Source organism: Aurantibacillus circumpalustris (genome assembly GCF_029625215.1).
In the GTDB taxonomy this organism is placed as follows: Bacteria; Bacteroidota; Bacteroidia; order B-17B0; family Aurantibacillaceae; genus Aurantibacillus; species Aurantibacillus circumpalustris.
The window spans coordinates 2927416-2946082 of the sequence record NZ_CP121197.1 but is presented as its reverse complement, the minus strand read 5'-3'; the positions used below and the strand labels follow the sequence as shown (position 1 = coordinate 2946082).

Annotated in this window: 13 protein-coding genes; 8 read left to right on the top strand and 5 right to left on the bottom strand. The window is 36.1% G+C overall.

Annotation, left to right across the window (positions count from 1 at the left end; translation table 11 throughout):
* Positions 1–206: 206 nt before the first annotated feature.
* The 4 genes from P2086_RS12260 to miaB form a co-directional block, all read right to left on the bottom strand.
* Positions 207–1190 carry a DUF8458 domain-containing protein gene (locus P2086_RS12260; protein WP_317897031.1) on the bottom strand — a complete coding sequence of 328 codons (984 nt, stop codon included), beginning with the start codon at positions 1188–1190 and terminating at the stop codon, positions 207–209.
* Between the two features lies 1 nt (position 1191).
* Complete coding sequence (gene lptE, locus P2086_RS12255) at positions 1192–1701, bottom strand: LPS assembly lipoprotein LptE (protein ID WP_317897030.1); 510 nt, start codon at positions 1699–1701, stop codon at positions 1192–1194.
* Positions 1702–1768: 67 nt separating this feature from the next.
* Positions 1769–2998, bottom strand: coding sequence for a sigma-54 interaction domain-containing protein (locus tag P2086_RS12250; RefSeq protein WP_317897029.1), 1230 nt, complete (start codon positions 2996–2998; stop codon positions 1769–1771).
* A 77-nt stretch (positions 2999–3075) separates the two neighbouring features.
* A complete protein-coding gene (gene miaB / locus P2086_RS12245) occupies positions 3076–4506 on the bottom strand; it encodes a tRNA (N6-isopentenyl adenosine(37)-C2)-methylthiotransferase MiaB (protein WP_317897028.1) in 1431 nt (476 codons plus the stop codon).
* A 190-nt stretch (positions 4507–4696) separates the two neighbouring features.
* On the opposite strand from miaB, the gene topA reads away from it, so the two are divergent.
* From topA to P2086_RS12205, 8 genes are all read left to right on the top strand, one after another.
* Positions 4697–7375, top strand: a complete 2679-nt coding sequence (gene topA, locus P2086_RS12240) for a type I DNA topoisomerase (RefSeq protein WP_317897027.1) — start codon at positions 4697–4699, stop codon at positions 7373–7375.
* A gap of 296 nt (positions 7376–7671) precedes the next feature.
* Entirely contained in the window at positions 7672–9432 is a 1761-nt protein-coding gene (locus tag P2086_RS12235) for an ATP-dependent nuclease (protein ID WP_317897026.1), read from the top strand.
* A gap of 155 nt (positions 9433–9587) precedes the next feature.
* Positions 9588–10046: a hypothetical protein gene (locus P2086_RS12230; RefSeq protein ID WP_317897025.1), complete on the top strand. Its 459-nt coding sequence runs from the start codon at positions 9588–9590 to the stop codon at positions 10044–10046.
* Between the two features lie 221 nt (positions 10047–10267).
* A complete protein-coding gene (locus tag P2086_RS12225; protein WP_317897024.1) occupies positions 10268–10510 on the top strand; it encodes an AbrB/MazE/SpoVT family DNA-binding domain-containing protein in 243 nt (80 codons plus the stop codon).
* Between the two features lie 53 nt (positions 10511–10563).
* Positions 10564–10827, top strand: coding sequence for a type II toxin-antitoxin system PemK/MazF family toxin (locus P2086_RS12220; RefSeq protein ID WP_396127413.1), 264 nt, complete (start codon positions 10564–10566; stop codon positions 10825–10827).
* Positions 10828–10875: 48 nt separating this feature from the next.
* Positions 10876–11334, top strand: a complete 459-nt coding sequence (locus P2086_RS12215) for a GNAT family N-acetyltransferase (RefSeq protein WP_317897022.1) — start codon at positions 10876–10878, stop codon at positions 11332–11334.
* A 220-nt stretch (positions 11335–11554) separates the two neighbouring features.
* Positions 11555–12172 (top strand): CPBP family intramembrane glutamic endopeptidase, encoded by a 618-nt coding sequence (locus P2086_RS12210; RefSeq protein WP_317897021.1) that lies wholly within the window; start codon positions 11555–11557, stop codon positions 12170–12172.
* 269 nt (positions 12173–12441) lie between these two features.
* Entirely contained in the window at positions 12442–17514 is a 5073-nt protein-coding gene (locus tag P2086_RS12205) for a T9SS type B sorting domain-containing protein (protein ID WP_317897020.1), read from the top strand.
* Between the two features lie 58 nt (positions 17515–17572).
* Here the strand turns inward: P2086_RS12205 and P2086_RS12200 are convergent, their stop codons facing one another.
* Positions 17573–18619: a formimidoylglutamase gene (locus P2086_RS12200; RefSeq protein ID WP_317897019.1), complete on the bottom strand. Its 1047-nt coding sequence runs from the start codon at positions 18617–18619 to the stop codon at positions 17573–17575.
* Positions 18620–18667: the final 48 nt, after the last annotated feature.

The following is an 18667-nucleotide window of genomic DNA, read 5'->3' as shown; positions in this document are numbered from 1 at the left end:
CAAAAGTTCACTGAACTTTTGCCCTTCGCTCTTCTTGTCTGCCCTCCGGGACAAACAAGAAGGAGCTCAAACAGGCCGCTCCATCCCTGGCGCGAGAATCGAGGAAGGTAGCATTCAGGCAACACTCGTTTATGTGTAATTTACGCTAGTTTCCTCTCAGTGCCCCTCTGTCCCTCAGTTTCTCTATGTTAAAAATTGAAGCTAAACTACCCGTTTGTTTTGAGTTTTTGAATCAAGCCATCAAAATAAGCCCGTTTTTGCGGGTATTTAATGCTTAAAATCTCGTAAGCACGAATGGCCTTGTTGATACTACCTTGCAAAGCGTATATTTTTGCCAGGGTTTCTGTAACTAAATGTTCGTTTTCTAATAAACTTTCTTTTGCCTTGATATCTGGGGCATAAAACCGTTGCTGTTCTTCTTTTTGACGAATTAAGCCCGGACTTGTCTCAATGATTTTATCAATAATGGCTCTATTCTTTAGTTTTCTCGATTCAGCCTCCACCTTCTCAGCTTGCTCTTCTTTATTTTCTGCAACAGGTTGTTCCTTTTTCGCAGATTCCTGTTTTGCTATTTCCTGCTCAACCTGCTCGGTAATTTCCTCATAGGTTTGACCGTTATTCTTTTTTAAATACGAAAGCCAATCCCCAAAATTCTCCGGTTCTTCTTCTTTTACCTTAGGTTTATTTAATTCGTTTGTTTTTAAAATTTCCTTTTCTACAAAAGAATTCACAACTTCATTTCCAATTTCTCTTTCAAGAATTTGTTCCGCATCTAAAACCGGTTTGACTTTGGTAATATTTTCAAGTTGTTTTGTTTCTGGTTTTACATCTTCTGATTCTGTAGATACTTCAGCTGCTCTCAAAATATCTAACTCTTGTTTAACATCTTCCTTTTGATGTTGCAGTTTTGGAGATTCTTTAACTAAAGGTTCTTCAACGACCTCTTCTACTTCATTTTCTATTTGATGAATAAGTCGAAATAAATGAGCGCGATTGGTAGCAACTATGGCAGTCTTTTTGAGGCTTTGTTGGTAAACAGAAGCATCCCATTTCTTAGACGCCATACTTAATAAAATATGAGCCGACTGAAAATACGGGAAATCATTAACCAGCTTTTGTAACTGCGGAACACTTGCTTTATCAAGCAGTTTAGGGTTATTAATATATTTTATTAGATCCGCAGCTTGCATTTTACCAATTATTAAATGCTTTATTAAAAATATCTTCTGTTAGTTGTCTGTATATTTCTTGAACAAGCTCTGGTTCTTTCGCCGAAATGTTCTCAGTACTTTTATAATCTGCAAAACGGGTAAAGTTTTGTTCGAAATTTTTAGTCGCATCAAATTTATTAAAATAAACCACTTTAACTGTAATGGTAAGACGGTTGAGACTCGCTTGGTCGTTACTTTGAATAGCCACAGGGGTTACAGCGTAATCGGCTATATACCCTTCAAAGCTCAAATCTCCGTCCTTTGGCATTAAAGCCAAACTTGTTTGCTGCGAAACAACATCCCTCATTTTTTCCGTAAAGCGTTGCGATAAACTGGGTGCACCCAAACTGGTATTGTTTGTAAAAAAACCCACACTAATTGTTTTTGCTTCAACCGGAATAGAAGCTCCGCTTAACGATATATGAGGTTTACAGAAACTTAAAACGCCAACAAATAAAATTGAGGCGTATTTTAGAATTTTCGGGATCATTAATTTTTTAGTGTTTGTATGAAATTTAATTTCAGAATTTCGTTTAAGCATCTTTATTCAAACAGAACTATTCCTCAATCGTATATTCGTTTATTTTTCTGTAGAGTGTTCTTTCACTTATCCCTAATTCCTTTGCAGCGTTTTTACGTTTTCCTTTGTGTTTACGTAAGGCCTTTTTAATCATATCGATTTCTTTATCTTGTAATGACAAAGTTTCTTCCACTTCAATTACCTGCTGCTGAACGTTATTCGGAGATCCTATTGATTTGTGAATGGTTAAGCCAGTGTTTCCATTGCTATCGTTATTATCGTAACCTCGGTTTAAAATTTGTCGGCTTTCATTGCTAAGCGTGTGTACTTTCTCTGAATCTCCAGACATTAGATCAAAAACAATTTTTTTTAATTCATTTATTTCTGCTCTGGTATCGCGCAACACTTTAAAAATAATTTCACGATCGTTTTCAAAACCAGAATGACTGCTATCTGCTTTTAAAAGACTCGGAACATTGTTTGAATTGTATTGCGGTAAATATTTTAAAAGTGTGTCCGCATTAATTTCTCTGCTTTTTTCAATAATAGAAACTTGTTCAGCAATATTTTTTAGTTGACGGATATTTCCAGGCCAATAATAATTTACGAGAACTTGCTCAGCATCTGGTGCCAATCTTAACACGGGCATGCTGTATTTTGCAGCAAAATCATTTGCGAATTTCCGAAACAACAGATGAATGTCGTCTTTTCTTTCACGCAATGGCGGCAGATAAATTGGCACCGTATTTAAACGGTAATATAAATCTGCTCTGAATTTTTCTTTTTCTAAAGCTTGATAAAAATTTATGTTTGTAGCAGCAACAACGCGAACATCTGTTTTTTGAACCTTACTACTTCCAACTTTAATGTATTCGCCACTTTCAAGAACTCTCAACAAACGTGCTTGCGTTGCTAATGGCAACTCCCCTACTTCATCTAAAAAAATTGTACCACCATTGGCAACTTCAAAATATCCTTTTCGTGCCTCGGTAGCTCCTGTAAATGCACCTTTTTCGTGACCGAATAATTCGCTGTCTATTGTTCCTTCCGGTATAGCTCCACAGTTAACAGCAATATAAGGACCATGTTTGCGCGCACTGTTCTGATGAATTATTTGTGGAAAAACTTCTTTACCAGTTCCACTTTCACCATTAATAACAACGTTCAAATCGGTAGGTGCTACCTGGCGTGCAATATCTACCGCGCGTTCTAAAAGAACATTGTTTCCTATAATTCCGAATTTTTGTTTTAAATCTTGTGTGTTCATTTCCCGTTTCTTTTTAAGACACGAATTGCACTAATTATCACTAAACTGATCTATTCGTGTAATCCGTGAAATTAGTGTCAAACCGCTTCACCAATAAGTGTGCTGGTTGTACACTTCGTTACCATCACATTCACGTAATCTCCTTTTTTATAATTTCCTTTTGGAAAAACAACGACGGTATTCTGTGGATTTCTTCCCATCAACATATCATCTGATTTTTTTGAAAAGCCTTCTACCAATACTTCGTGAACTTTTCCAAGCCCTAATGCAGTTTTTATTCCGCTATTTGTTCTTTGTAATTCTACGATCTCTGCTAAACGGCGACTTTTCACTTCTGCAGTAACATCATCTGGATACTTACGTTCTGCAAGGGTTTTAGGACGTTCGCTGTAAGAAAACATATAGGCATAATCAAACTGAATGCTCTTCATTAGGCTGATAGTTTGCTGATGATCTTCTTCGGTCTCTGAACAAAACCCAGTAATAATATCTGTACTAATTCCACAACCAGGAATAATGCGATTGATAGCCGCCATGCGCTCAAGATACCACTCACGCGTGTAACCACGGTTCATCATTTCTAAAATACGACTGCTTCCACTCTGCACCGGTAAATGAATATAATTACAAATATTGTGATACTTCGCCACCATCTCCAACACATCATCCGTCATATCTTTTGGATGCGAAGTAGAATAACGCACACGCAATAATGGATCAATCAAAGCCACACGCTCCAGCAACTGTGCGAAACTCACAGCACTTGCTTTTTGTTCCTCTGTTAATGTTTCTTTTTTTAGTCCGCCTCCAGTATATAAATAACTGTCTACATTCTGTCCTAATAAAGTTACCTCACGGTATCCTTTTTCAAACAAATCTTTTGCTTCTGCAACAATACTTTCAGGGTCTCGGCTACGCTCGCGTCCTCTTGTAAATGGCACGACACAGAAACTGCACATATTATCACAACCGCGCATAATGCTGATGTAAGCATTTACGCCATTGCTTCCAAGGCGTACAGGAGTAAGATCAGCATAAGTTTCTTCCTTACTTAAAATCACGTTAATAGCTTTGTGGCCATCTTCCGCCTCTTCTATTAAACCTGGCAAATCTCTGTAGGCATCGGGTCCAACAACAATATCCACCAATTTTTCTTGCTCCAAAAATTGTGATTTTAACCGTTCGGCCATGCAACCTAAAACACCCACCAATAATTTTGGGTTATTTTTTTTTGCCTTTTTAAAATCGTTTAAGCGGTTACGCACGCGCAATTCAGCGTTTTCACGAATAGCACAGGTATTTAAAAAAATAACATCCGCGTCTTCAAATTTGTCTGTGGTGCTATAACCTTTATCCATTAATATAGAAGCCACAATTTCGCTATCTGCAAAATTCATTTGGCATCCATAACTTTCTAAAAAGAGCTTTTTATTGGTTGAATTTTTAGAATCTACCATAAAAGGTGTTCCTTGAAGTTTTTCGTCGATAATTTTAGTTTCTGAATTCATTAAGTGGGGGCAAAAATACTAAATAAGTGACAAATTGACATATTTTTAACTTTTTTAAGCGTAAAATCTTGCAAATTGTTACATAAAAAAAACTTTTACTTGCATTTTAACTGAATTATTTTTTTTCTTTGCCAATTTTAAAATAAGCCTTTGGGCATAATCCCAAAAAATTGATACATATATATAAGGTATGAGCAAAAATTTAGTAATAGTTGAGTCCCCTGCAAAAGCCAAAACAATTGAAGGGTTTTTAGGGAAAGATTATATTGTGAAGTCGAGTTTTGGACACGTGAGAGACCTAGTAAAGAAAGGTTTTGGTATTGATTTGGAGAAAAATTTCACACCTACTTACGAAGTGCAACCCGATAAAGAACGGGTAATTGCAGAACTTAAGAAATTAAGCAAGGGAGCTGATATGGTTTGGCTCGCATCCGATGAGGACCGTGAGGGAGAGGCTATTAGCTGGCATTTATTCGAAACATTAGGTCTTGAAAAAAGTAAAACAAAGCGTATTGTTTTTCATGAAATCACCAAGCCTGCTATTCAAAAAGCTATTGCAAACCCGCGTGAAATCGATATTAATTTAGTGAACGCGCAACAAGCACGTCGTATTTTAGACCGTTTGGTGGGTTTTGAACTTTCTCCAATTTTATGGAAAAAAATTCGTCCGAGTTTATCCGCAGGGCGTGTGCAATCAGTTGCAGTGCGCTTGATTGTTGAGCGTGAACGTGAGATTACCAATTTTCAATCTGTATCCGCATTTAAAGTTGCCGCATTATTTGTTGTAGGAAACAAAGCTGTTTTAAAAGCAGAATTAGATAACCGTTTTAAAACAGAAGCAGAAGCTACTGCCTTTTTAGAAAAATGTAAAGGTGCTATTTATGCAATCAACAGCATTGAAACAAAACCGGCAAAACGCACGCCTAGCGCACCTTTCACGACTTCTACATTACAACAAGAAGCGTCACGTAAATTAGGATTCAGTGTTTCGCAAACCATGGTTGTAGCACAACGATTATATGAAGCCGGTAAAATTACCTACATGCGTACCGATTCGGTAAACCTTTCGGAAACCGCGATGGGTCAGGCTAAGGACGCTATCACTAGTAACTACGGAGCAAATTATCATAACCCGCGCCAATTTAAAACTAAGAGTAAAGGCGCGCAAGAAGCGCACGAGGCTATTCGTCCGACTTACATTTCAGTTGGTGAAATTAGTGGAGAACGTAACGAACAACGTTTGTATGATTTGATTTGGAAACGTACAATAGCCAGTCAAATGGCGGATGCGGAACTTGAAAAGACAACCGTAAAAGTTGGAATTAGCACTACCACAGAACAATTTGTGGCGCAAGGTGAAGTGTTGAAGTTCGATGGTTTCCTAAAAGTATACATGGAAGGTAAAGATGATGAAGATGAAAACGAAGACGATGAAAATTCTTCCATCTTACCACCAATGACAACTGGTGAGAAATTGCAGCTAAGAGAAATTACAGCTACTGAACGTTTTACACATCACCCAGCGCGTTACACAGAAGCAAGTCTTGTAAAAAAATTAGAAGAACTCGGTATTGGTCGTCCGAGTACTTACGCGCCGACCATTAGTACGGTTCAAAAGCGTAACTACGTTGAGAAAACAGATCGTGAAGGAAATCCACGTAATTATACATTCTTTAGTTTTGAAGGAACAAAAATTTCAAAAGAAACTAAAACAGAAAATACAGGCGCAGAAAAAAATAAATTATTTCCAACCGATATTGGCGCCGTTGTAAATGACTTCTTGATTCAATACTTTCCTAACATTTTAGATTTTAATTTTACAGCGCGTGTTGAAGAAGAGTTTGACGAGATTGCAGAAGGTAAAATTAAGTGGACGGATATGTTGGAAGAATTTTACAGACCTTTTCACAAAACCGTTGAAAATACCAGTGAGAACAGTGAACGCGCAAGTGGTGAACGTTTATTAGGAAAAGATCCGAAGAGCGGCAAACCCATAATCGTTAGAATTGGTCGTTTTGGTCCTCTAGCGCAAATTGGTGAAACTAATGAAGAAACAGGTGAAAAAGCAAGTTTTGCGAGTTTGAGAAAAGAACAAAGTATTGAAACCATCACTTTAGAAGACGCTTTGGATCTATTTAAACTCCCTATGAATTTAGGGATGTATAAAGAAAAAGAAGTGATTATTGGTGTTGGACGCTTCGGTCCTTACGTGAAATACGGCGAGGGTTATATTTCTATTCCAAGATTGGAAGATCCATTAAAAGTGGATATGGATCGTGCTATTGAATTGATCAAGGAGAAAGAGGAAGCAGATGCTCCTATCGCCCACTCTCACGGAAAGCCAATTACTAAAGGTAAAGGACGATTTGGACCTTTTATTAAACACGGCGATTTATTTATTAATGTACCCCGCGCTTATAATTTCGATAATTTATCTCAGTCGGATATTGATGAATTGGTAGCTAAAAAATTAGATAAAGAAGCGAACCGTTTTATTCAACAATGGCCGGAAGAAAAAATTGCTTTGGAGAATGGTCGTTGGGGTCCGTTTATACGTTTTGGAAAAGCGATGTTGAGGCTTCCTAAAAATGAAGCGGGAGAAAAATTTGCACCAGAAGATTTAAAAGATTTGACTTTTGAAGATGTGAAGAAAATGATTATAGATCAGGATCCAACAGCCTTTGATAAAAAAGGTAAAAAGGGTGCAGCTAAAAAAGCGAGTGCGAAGAAAGCCACAAAAAAAGCAACTCCTAAAAAAGGAGCCGTGGTTAAAAAATTAGTTGCAAAGAAAACGACCAAAAAAGCTACGGTAAAAAAAGCTGCGAGTAAAAAGGCGGCACCGCGCAAAGCAGCAACGAAGAAGAAATAGTACCATGATCTTTTATAAAACAAAAATCCGTTCTTGAATTAGAACGGATTTTTTGTTTACGAGATTTAGGATTATAAATATTTCTTTATTTTACTTAAACAACAACTTCCATTTCACCCTTTCACGAATATCATTTGAACCCTTTTAAATTCATAATACAATTAGTATCTTGTATTTAATTAAAACCCATGAAATCATCATTAGCCGACAACAACCACTTACAATTGCTTTTAATTGTTTGTTGTCTAATTTATGGCGGTTAGCGGGTAGTTAGGCGTAATTATAAAAAGACAGAAATGAAATTCGAATTATTAAGCGGAAAATACAAATCAATAAATTCTTTGGGCTGGGCTGACATTCCTGACTTTGTTGTAATTACCGGAAAAAATGGAAGTGGCAAGACTCAATTGTTAGAGTTATTGAATTGGCATTTTGGTGCGACTCAAGACCAAAGAAATAATGCACAAAGGATTGCTACAGACCCATTTCATGGCGTCAAAACAGAAAGTGATATTAAAATCACTAATAAAGATATAGTATATATACCTTCAATATGGCAACTCGGGAATTTAGCTGCTACTAATTCTTCAAAATTCACCCAAATAATCAATCATATACACACCCAAATCACTGGACAAAACAATAATGTACAATATGTTGAACTATCATCAATTATTGAACAAAGAATTGGCAAACCCAAATCAGAGATTACCAAAAATGACATCCAAGAAAACCTTCCCGTTGACTATTTTGATTACATAAATAAGATTCAAATTCACGAGGGACTAAGTGAAGCCTTCCTCACATACCATTGTAAATATGCTGAATTACGTGATTCAGGAAAAAGCGATGAGGACATTAAAAAAGCAATTGGACTTTCTCCTTGGGAAATAATAAACAATATGCTTCATATTGCGGGATTCCCTTACGAAGTAAATAAACCCAAATCATATATTGGAGATTATCATTTCGAACTTATTGGAATAACGAATCCTTTGCTAAAAATAAATTTTTCCGATTTGTCTTCAGGAGAAAAAGTTTTAATCTCATTAAGCATCTGGATGTTTAACGCCAGCAAAGATAAAAGACTCCCAAAACTTATGCTTTTGGACGAACCTGATGCACACCTTCACCCTTCTGCTGTAAAACAATTTATAGATGTAATTGAAAAATCATTAGTAAGGAATTTTGGAGTGCGAGTTATTATGACAACGCACTCTCCTTCGACAGTTTCGTTAGCTCCCGACTATTCCTTGTTTGAGATGGAAAAAAATAATCCTCAAATAAAACCACTTAAATCAAAAGAATATGGTATTAGTTTATTAACAGATGGACTCGTTGTCGTAAAATCAAATGATAAACATGTACTGGTAGAGGACAAGAATGATGCTAAATTTTATAATGAAGTTTTTGTTATTCTAAAAAACAAAAAACTTTTAATTGAACATGTTTCAATAATATTTATTGCTGCTTCGAATAAATCCGCAAGTACATCAGGTGGCTGTACCGTTGTTAGAAGTTGGGTTGAAAAATTTATTAATGAAGGTGCAGATGATATTTTTCAAGGTTTAATGGATTATGACAATGGTACAAACGTTAAGGAAAATGTTACTTCGACTAAAAATCTACACGTAATTAAAAGATATAGTTTGGAAAATTATCTTCTCGACCCAATCCTAATTTATTCATCCTTATTACATGAGAATGTTACTATTTCTGTGCCAAGTATTACCCTTTCACATCGTGATGAACATAGAATTTTAGAATTGGGACAAACAGAAATACAAAAAATTGCAGACCATATTTTAAGTGAAATTGAACCAACATTAAATAATCTATTGCCTGACGAAAAAATAAAGGTAAGTGTTCAATTTATAAACGGCATGACTCTGCTCTATCCGAAGTGGTTTCTAAATAGACGAGGACATGATTTGTTTTCTCAATTTAAATTAAAATATCAAAAAGCAGTTAATTATGACAACTTAATGAACGCTCTAAACAGACAAGAGTTTATCCCGATAGACCTATTAGAAATTTTTAAAGACATTCAGAAATAACTACGCCTAACACGGGTTTTGCGTTAGTGGGCAGACAGTGCGAATAGAAACATTTGAGCAATTAATAAACGTTGGTGCTGGCAGACAGTTTACGGTTTCAAAAGCCCACCAACGCAAAGCCCGAAACCGATAGCAGCAATTTAAAAACGACAAAAATGAAAAGACTTAACTCCATAATTTTAATGATGTTTTTAACAACGATATCATTCGGTCAAGTTTCAAATGAAACCGACAAAACACGTATTAAAAATTTAGTAATTGAATCGTTTGACGAAATATGGTCTAATTTAGATTCTAAAAACATTGATAAATACTACACTAAAGACTTCCTGCTTTTGGAAAACGGAGAAGTTTGGAATAACGATTCCATTAAAAATTATTTGGATAATGCCATACTTCGGAAACCGAATCCAAAACGAATTAATACAATTGAAATTATAGAAATTAAAATCGCAAACCGAACGGCATGGATTGCATACCAAAACTATGCGACATTCTCAACTGATAATAAAATCATTGGAAAAGCTAATTGGTTAGAAAGCGCAACGGCAATTTTAACAGAGAATGGATGGAAACTAGAAATGCTTCACTCAACTCGAATTAAAAATGAATAAAACTACTGCTAACAGCACCTTCAAGAAATTGGCGGTTCAGTGGTTAAATGAAGTTTTGTGCTTCGTATCAAATTCAGTGCTGGCAGACAGTTTAGTGCTTCGAAATCGCCAACTTCTTGTAGCTGCAAACCGTTACCAGTTATTTATAAAGACAAAACGCTCAGACTTAAATTTGGAAATCTCAAATTAATGTAATAACTTTGTAATTACATATAATAGCCATGGACATCTCATTAATATCAATCGGAAATTCTAAAGGAATTCGTTTATCAAAAACAGTACTTGAAAAATATCACATTCGAGACACTATGGAATTGATTCTCGAAAAAGATTACATTATCCTAAAACCAAAGACATCTTCGCGAAAAGGCTGGGAAAAAGCTTTTAAGAAAATGCATGAAAACGGTGACGACAAACCTTTAATGACCGATGTTTTTAACGAAGACACATTTGAAGTATGGTAATAAAGCAATATCAAATTGTTTTGGTTAATCTAGACCCGACAGTTGGCAGTGAAATGAAAAAGACTCGCCCTTGCGTTGTTATCTCTCCTGACGAAATGAATAAATATTTGCAGACAATCGTCGTTGCTCCAATGACAAGTAATTCAAAACCCTATCCAACTAGAGTTGAAGTAAAACACGGTAAGACAAAAGGATGGGTTGTATTAGATCAAATTCGAACAATCGACAGAAAACGTATTGTAAAATCATTTGATTCACTCACGGACAAAGAAATTTACAAAGTCAAGACTATTATTCAAGAAACATACGTAGACTAAACAAACGTCTGGTAACAGCGCCTAGGCTCAAAACGTTATAAATATTATATGTTAATACTAAAATCCGACATAGACAATGATAAAATTTTAACGACTATAACAAAAAAATCAAAAGCATACTGGGGTTATTCTAGCGAACAAATAGAAATATGGTCGGATTTATTAACTATAACAAGAACCTATATTGAAACTAATAATGTATTTAATTTAGTCGTTGATAATACTATTGTTGCTTATTACTCTTATAACCATGTAGATAAAAATATAGTTAAACTCGACAATCTATTTGTACTTCCTGAATTTATTGGAAAAGGGTTTGGAACACTCCTTATGAATGATTTTATTAACAGAATAAAAAAGACGGACACACAAAAGATAATTCTTGATTCAGAGCCAAATACACAAAAATTTTATGAAAAATTTAAATTCATTAAAATCGGGCAGATTGAAACCACTATCAAAAACCGGTATTTACCTATAATGGAATTGAAATTAAAAGATGAATAAACAAGCAACAGCGATATCAAAGGTTTTAGTGCGGGTCAGACATAGAAAGTACAGTCGAGGGTAAATTTATTTTTGACTTAATTGTAAAAGAAGGCGAAATGAATAAATGGTACTTATATCTTATTTTACACCAAGAATAATTAAATTAGGTGCAAGGTATTTAGATCTAAAAATAATTTGAACTTATACATCACTTGCAAGAATATTAAAACAAAACAACATGGAAAATGAACTAATTGGAGCTCTACTTCAGGTTTTACTTTTCACGCTCATACCGTTTTTAGTATTTATTATAAAAAATAAATCAGCAAAAGGTTTTTTAAATTATATAGGTTTAAAGAAATCTACTGCAAAAGCAAATTATCTTGCAGCGCTTGCCTGTTTACTATTTGCTGCCCCGCTGCTTATTCTCGTTCTAGTAAGTACCGATTTCAAAGGACTCATGCTTGCACCCGAAAGCGTTACTGGCAAATTTCATCTTATGGGATTCAGTGCAAGTTCTGTTATTATGCTACTTGCAATTGCCTTGCTCAAAACAGCTCTCGCTGAAGAAATACTCTTTAGAGGATTTATTGCAAAAAGACTTATCGCATTAATGGGTTATAATAAAGGAAACTTTATACAAGCTTTTATCTTTGGACTCATCCATGCTGTTATGGTGGCTGCTATCACAACTTACATACCTTTTTTAATTTTGATTTTTATTTTACCTGCAATAGGATCCTATATTTCTGTTTATCTGAATGAAAAAATTGGGAATGGTAGTATTATTCCTGGCTGGATTTCGCATGGCTTGGCAAATATAATAGCCTACAGCGTGGTTGGTTTCTTATTATAACAACTATCAACTTCAGTAATTTTAACGGTATAAATGAACAAAAAAACAAATTACATTTTGCCTATTGTTCTCCCTTCTTCAAAATTAAATTTGATCGTTTAATATTTATTACATTATTGACTAATAAATCACAACCTCAATTTAACTAAGCCAAACTATCAAACCATTGAGTGAACAAAAATTGATTTAGCGGGTCATAGAATTGGATGAGTGAAAAGGCTTGTCAGTTGGGGCTTTCAAGCCGTACCTTTATCAAAAATAAAAGTACCATGAAAAACCCACTAAAAACCCTGTCGCTCGTAGTTTGTATTTTAATTTCAAATTTAAATGCGCAAACGAGTAAAACGAATAACGCCAGCTCATCATTCGAGTCTAAAATTGATCCAACAGATCCTAAAGCCACTTATATAAACACACAAAATTATCTTTCTACAAGTACATTGAAAGACTACCGTAATTATTACGGAGATTCCTTAAAAGGCTTTGATGAAGCGGCTGTTAAAGCCGAACTTATTTCACGTCTCTATTATGGTCAGGAATTTATAAGCGTAATGGCTTTTAGAAAAAGAGATTATATTGATCAAAAATATAAACTAGGGGAATACGCGGCTAAGCCAATAGTTGCAAGTCAACCTATAGTAAATACAAAACAAATTGGCGGTCAAAATTTTATAAATGTAGCACCTTGTGTAAACGAAGATTTTGAAGCCACTCCAGCGGGAACATACAATTCATTAAACGCTATTACTGGTTGGTCTCTTGAAACTACGAATACAAACGGCAAACAACTTGCCTGCGGAACACCGACAAATGCAGTTTGGGTAGGTGGAAGTCCAGAGTTTTCTATTGTAACAACGCCTATTCTTGGGCATCCGTACATTGGAAATATTCTTAACTCACCACTTGGAGGAAATCGTGTCGCCGTGTTAAATAACACAACACCAGGATTTGTTTCCACACGATTAAGTACAACTTTTCCTGTAACAACATCTAATTCTCTTTTTCAATTTGCATATGCAGGTTCCTGGGATGGTTCAGGACACCAATGCTGCGACCAACCCTTTTTTACGATTAACATGTTTGATTGTTCAGGTGCACCTTTAGCGTGTTCATCTATAAGTTTAACTCCTCCGGGCAGCAGCTGTATGAATGGTGCTACGGGATACTCATTCTCGCCAAATGGCGTTTCGTGGACAAACTGGCAATTAAAGTACATTGACTTAACACCCTATATTGGATCATGCGTTACTATAAGAATAACGAACGGTGACTGCAACGGAGGAGCGCACCACGGTTCGCTTTATTTTGATTCAAAATGCGGCGGCACTTTACTTTGTTCAACCTGTACTCCACCATTGGGATCCGTTACAGTAATTAGTGGGCCTGTAAGTTTTTGTGCCGGAAGCGGTTCTGCACAAATTAGTGCTCCAACAGGTTATGCAACCTATTCTTGGGTTGCTCCGCCATTTACTCCCGTTATTCCAGTATCGCAAGCTACTTTACAAACACTATCAATTAACTCTCCGACTCCAGGTTTAACGTATTCAGTTTATTTAACTTCTCCATCAGGCTGTCAATATGTATCAGTAAATACCCTGTCCTATACCACTGTAAACATTAGCGGTATTGCTTCGGGATCGTCATGCGCAGGTGGTGCTAGTGGAAGTGCCACTGTTATTGGAAATGGTAGTGGAACGGGTTACAATTACACATGGCTCAATTCAACCAACAGTGTAGTGGGTACTTCTTCCATAGTAACAGGCTTGGCTGCAGGAATATACTCAATAGGAATAACAGGATTCGGTTCTGCGGGTTGCGGATCCGCCATTACTACGGTTACCATTGGTGTGCAACCACCCGGAGTTATTAATCAATTAAAACCATTCTGTGGTAACATAGCTTACATTGTAACGGGTGGTGGCACCAACTTTCAATGGTACAATGGGAGTACGGCAATTCCGTCAAATCTTGGGGGTACCTCGTCAAGTTTAACTATTACAAATCCAACAACAGGAAGTGTTGTAACGCTGACTTATCTGAGTTCTTTCGGTTGTCTCGATTCCGTTAGATACACTTTAGCAGCTACTAATCCAGGATTTTTATCAGCAAACAGTATTCCTTGGATTTGCCCTGGCGGCAACAATGGTACTGCAGTTATTAATTTAATTCCCGCGCTTGGTGGACCAGCAGGTTTAAATACTTTTAATATAAATTCAATTGGCAACACACCTGTTTACAACATTAGTTCAGGTCCCTCAAATCAAACTTCACTTCCTTTAAGTGCTTTATCTGCTGGAACATACAGCGTGCATTCATTCGACGGATCGTGCCACTATGGCACAACTTTTAATGTGAATGCATTTACTTTTAATTATACTTTAAGTCCAAACCCATCAACTTTATGCCCTGGAAATAGCATTGCTGCGGGCGTTACATTTACAAACAACCCATCATTAACGCAGTACTCTTATTCTTGGTCACCAACCACGTGGCTTGCAGGTAACAATGGTAGTTTTATGTCAACAATTATTTCCCCTACTCTTGCGGCGGGAACTCAAAGTACACTTGTTTATACGGTTGTGGTTACTCCAAGCACTGTTAATTGTCCGGTAACAAAAACAATTTCAATTACAGCAGCTAATCCTGCTACTCCAATAATACTGGCTATCCCAGAACTATGTAATAATTCTTCGCCAGTTCAAATTCTTACCAGTGCACCGGGTGGAACATATAGCACTTCTTACACGGGAGCAAACAGTCCTGTAAGTCAAACAAGTGGACTCATCACACCTTCCCATTCTAACATCGCTATTGGAACAAACAGTTTTGTATATTCCATTTCTATCAATACCTGCGTAGCGACAAAATCAGGAACATACAACGTTTCACAATACAACACTGCTGCACTCACATCAGCTGTTCCGCCTTTATGCGTTACAAATTCTCCTTTTAATTTAATGAACATTGTGCAATACACAGTTAATGGAAGCTGGACTGGGCAAGGTGTTTCGAATAATCAATTCGTGCCAACTACACTGAACACCAATACTTATCCAATAAGTTATAACGTTCCATCTTTTCCAAATCCACTGGCATGTCCATCAACAACATTAATAAATGTAGCAGTAACAAAAACAATTACTCCAACAATAATAGAAGTACCAGAATTTTGCTCAAACAAACTACCGTTTACAATGACTGTTACACCATCAGGTGGTAGTTGGTTTCCAAGTAGCGGTATAAATAGCAACGGAGCGGTAACGCCCTCTAATATTACTGTTCCTAACCTTACGGTTACCTATTCTGTTAATGTGGGTCCATGTCTTAATATCAAAACCAGTCTTTTAAACGTTTCTCAATTTATTCCCGCTACATTAACTAATAGCTTGAGTAATCTCTGTTATAATAGTGGCGTTGTTAATTTAATGAGTATTGTACAAAACACTGCGGGAACATGGAAAGACACAACTGGTGTGTTAACCAATTCATTTTTTCCTTCGGGATTGACAACAAATGTTTACACATTAAGTTATAAACACCCGTCAGCGCCGAATGCAACCTTGTGTCCTGATACCAAAACGATAGCGGTTTCTTTACTAAATCCACCAATGCCAAGTATTACACAAGTTGCACCTATCTGTAACAATGCTAATCCTATTCAACTACAAGTAACGCCCTTGACTGGAAATTGGACGGGAACTTCTTACCTATCATCCGGCGGGGTGTTTACACCATCACTAAGTTCTGTTGGAAACAATGCTGTAAAATATGTTATTGGAACAGCGATCTGCAACAGACAACAAACCAAACAAATTAGTGTTGAAGCTTTTGTTCCAGCAACTATAACAAGTAAACTACCAGATCTGTGTAATAATAGTCCTGTTATGAATCTTACGCCTTTTACAGCGAATAACCAAGGTACATGGGGCGGAGCGGGTATTACGGGTACAAACTTTAATCCAAACACAACTGGTTCTGGAAATTTCATTCTTACCTATCACACAGCTTCCTCACCAAGCGGTTTATGTCCCGATGAAGCTCTCGTAACTATCAAAGTGTTTTCTTTAGCTGTTCCATCTTTAACAAAAGCCGGACCTTACTGCACATCAAGTTTACCAGTGCAATTACAAGTAAGTCCTATTGGCGGTGTTTTTGGTGGATCAGATGCAAATGCAGTTTCTAATAGTGGTAAATTTAATCCAGCTTCTGCTTTAATAGGAAATAATCAAGTGACTTATAGCATTACTTCTGGCCCTTGTATAGCTTATGCTAAAATGATGATACAAGTTGAAAAATTTATTTCATCAAGTCTAGATAAAAAACCTGGTCCTTTTTGCAAAACAAGTTACGCCATCAATTTAAATAGTTACGTATTAAATACTGGCGGTGAATGGAGCATGAAAGATGCAGGACAAAGCGGACTACAAGGAAACATGTTTCATCCTGACCAAGCAATTCCTGACAATAAAACAACCTTAATTTACACAACCTTTTCTGAACCTACACGTGATCTTTGTCCAGATAAAACAGAAGTTACAATCGAGGTAAGAAATAATCCTATCATAAAAGTTACCAAAAACGGAAAAAGTAGTTGTGCACCTGCAGAATTTGAATTTTACACATCGAGTGTAAATACGGGCGACGGCACCTGGAGTTTTAACGATGGATCTGAAGTTACAAAAGGGCTGAGTGCAGTTCATTTATTTATGAATCCAGGTATTTACCAAGTACAGTATAATTACAAAGACGATATTGGATGTGAAGCACTACCTGTAAAAATAGCTGATCTAGAAATTCATGATTCTCCAAAAGCCAATTTTACATTTCCAGAAGAAATTTATATTTCAGAACCGCGTATTCAACTAAGTAATTTAAGTAAGGCCTTGGAAAACAATAGTTATTACTGGGAAATTAAAAACCTATTAAAATCAAATGAACTAGCACCAAGTGTAGAATTTTCAACGCTTGGAAAATACCAGATAACACTCACCGCGACGTCTGCTTTTGGATGTAAAGATGAAATCACCAAAACGATTGAAGTAAAAAACAACTTCAATGTGTTTATTCCAAATTCCTTTTCACCAAATTTTGATGGCTTAAATGATGTGTTTGCTCCTGTTTTCACTAAAGAAGGATTGGATACAAAATATTTTGAAATGCAAATATTCGATCGCTGGGGTCATTTGGTTTATCAATCAAAAGACATAACCAAGGGATGGGACGGATCACTAGAAAATAAAGGCGAGGCAATGAAAGAAGATACTTATGTATTCAAAATCAAATACAAAGATGCAGAAGGAAATCTTTACGAAAAAGCAGGCAATATTGCGTTATTAAAATAATAATCTATATCCCCAAAACAACGAAAAAGGCTGCCAGAGTATAGGCAGCCTTTTCTATTTATATAACAGAAAGATTTTTCGTTTCAACAGCCTTAATGTAATCAGCCATTAAGTAGGCAATCAATTTTCCAGTTTTATTATCTGCTTTTATGTGAGATAGTACAGGTGCACCCTCAGCAATATGAAAATAAAGTGTATTTAAATTTAAGGCTGATTCGTGAATATACTGTCTTGCTTGTATGGGTGAAATTCCACTACTTGTTTTAGCGCTCGAAGGAACATTGGTAATAGCATCCAAATCAATTTCTAAACCGCAGACTTCATTTTTCACAAATCCGATACATTGTTTTAAGGCGATTTTAAAATCAAGATCTTCCCTAACAAAAATAGATTCGTATGTGTTATAAAATAAATCTGAAGTATGTTCTTTAAATTTATTTAGTGCAAACGTATTATTGTATTGTTCGTGCATGGCGACTACCGCATATTTATTTACATAACCTTCTTCATAGGCATAACTAAAACCATTACCACTATGCCTGCCTTCCAAGGGCCTAAAATCAAGATGTGGGTCACAATTAATTACATTTATTTTTTTACCAAGTGCCTGTGAACAGCCTTTAATATTACCGTAGGCATTGTTATGTCCCCCGCCAATAATAATTGGGATTTTATTTAAATCAATTAAAAACCTCATTACATCTACAACACGGGCGTCAATTTCAGAAACTAACTCCCTAAGCTTTGACATATCCTGTTTGTCTTTTTTCTTTAGATTCAATGCAGAATCCATCAGGTCATCCACAACAACTTCACCTAAAATAAAAACAGAACTACCATCTAAAAAACTGTTACTTTGTTGACTCAAAAAACTATCTAAGGCAGGTATAAATGCTGTTGCAGCACCTTCCCTACCATAGTTTGCACGAACACCAATATCTTCTGCGATTCCAAAAACTACGAATCTTGCACTACTTTTCTTTAGATCTTCTTGCCAGTCTCCCTTAACAGTGCTAACCTTATCACCAATTTTCTCTTCAGTACTTCTTCTTCTGGTAATTTTTTCTATCTCTTCCCTTGTGCAGGGTTTTATGTGTTTGATCATGATGCCGCGAAATTACTCAAAAATTATTTCACTATTATTTTAACTAAG

Coding starts and splice junctions, on each gene's coding strand:
- P2086_RS12260 (WP_317897031.1), bottom strand. CDS start 1,190: ATGCAAGCTGCGGATCTAATAAAATATATTAATAACCCTAAACTGCTT.
- lptE (WP_317897030.1), bottom strand. CDS start 1,701: ATGATCCCGAAAATTCTAAAATACGCCTCAATTTTATTTGTTGGCGTT.
- P2086_RS12250 (WP_317897029.1), bottom strand. CDS start 2,998: ATGAACACACAAGATTTAAAACAAAAATTCGGAATTATAGGAAACAAT.
- miaB (WP_317897028.1), bottom strand. CDS start 4,506: ATGAATTCAGAAACTAAAATTATCGACGAAAAACTTCAAGGAACACCT.
- topA (WP_317897027.1), top strand. CDS start 4,697: ATGAGCAAAAATTTAGTAATAGTTGAGTCCCCTGCAAAAGCCAAAACA.
- P2086_RS12235 (WP_317897026.1), top strand. CDS start 7,672: ATGAAATTCGAATTATTAAGCGGAAAATACAAATCAATAAATTCTTTG.
- P2086_RS12230 (WP_317897025.1), top strand. CDS start 9,588: ATGAAAAGACTTAACTCCATAATTTTAATGATGTTTTTAACAACGATA.
- P2086_RS12225 (WP_317897024.1), top strand. CDS start 10,268: ATGGACATCTCATTAATATCAATCGGAAATTCTAAAGGAATTCGTTTA.
- P2086_RS12220 (WP_396127413.1), top strand. CDS start 10,564: ATGAAAAAGACTCGCCCTTGCGTTGTTATCTCTCCTGACGAAATGAAT.
- P2086_RS12215 (WP_317897022.1), top strand. CDS start 10,876: ATGTTAATACTAAAATCCGACATAGACAATGATAAAATTTTAACGACT.
- P2086_RS12210 (WP_317897021.1), top strand. CDS start 11,555: ATGGAAAATGAACTAATTGGAGCTCTACTTCAGGTTTTACTTTTCACG.
- P2086_RS12205 (WP_317897020.1), top strand. CDS start 12,442: ATGAAAAACCCACTAAAAACCCTGTCGCTCGTAGTTTGTATTTTAATT.
- P2086_RS12200 (WP_317897019.1), bottom strand. CDS start 18,619: ATGATCAAACACATAAAACCCTGCACAAGGGAAGAGATAGAAAAAATT.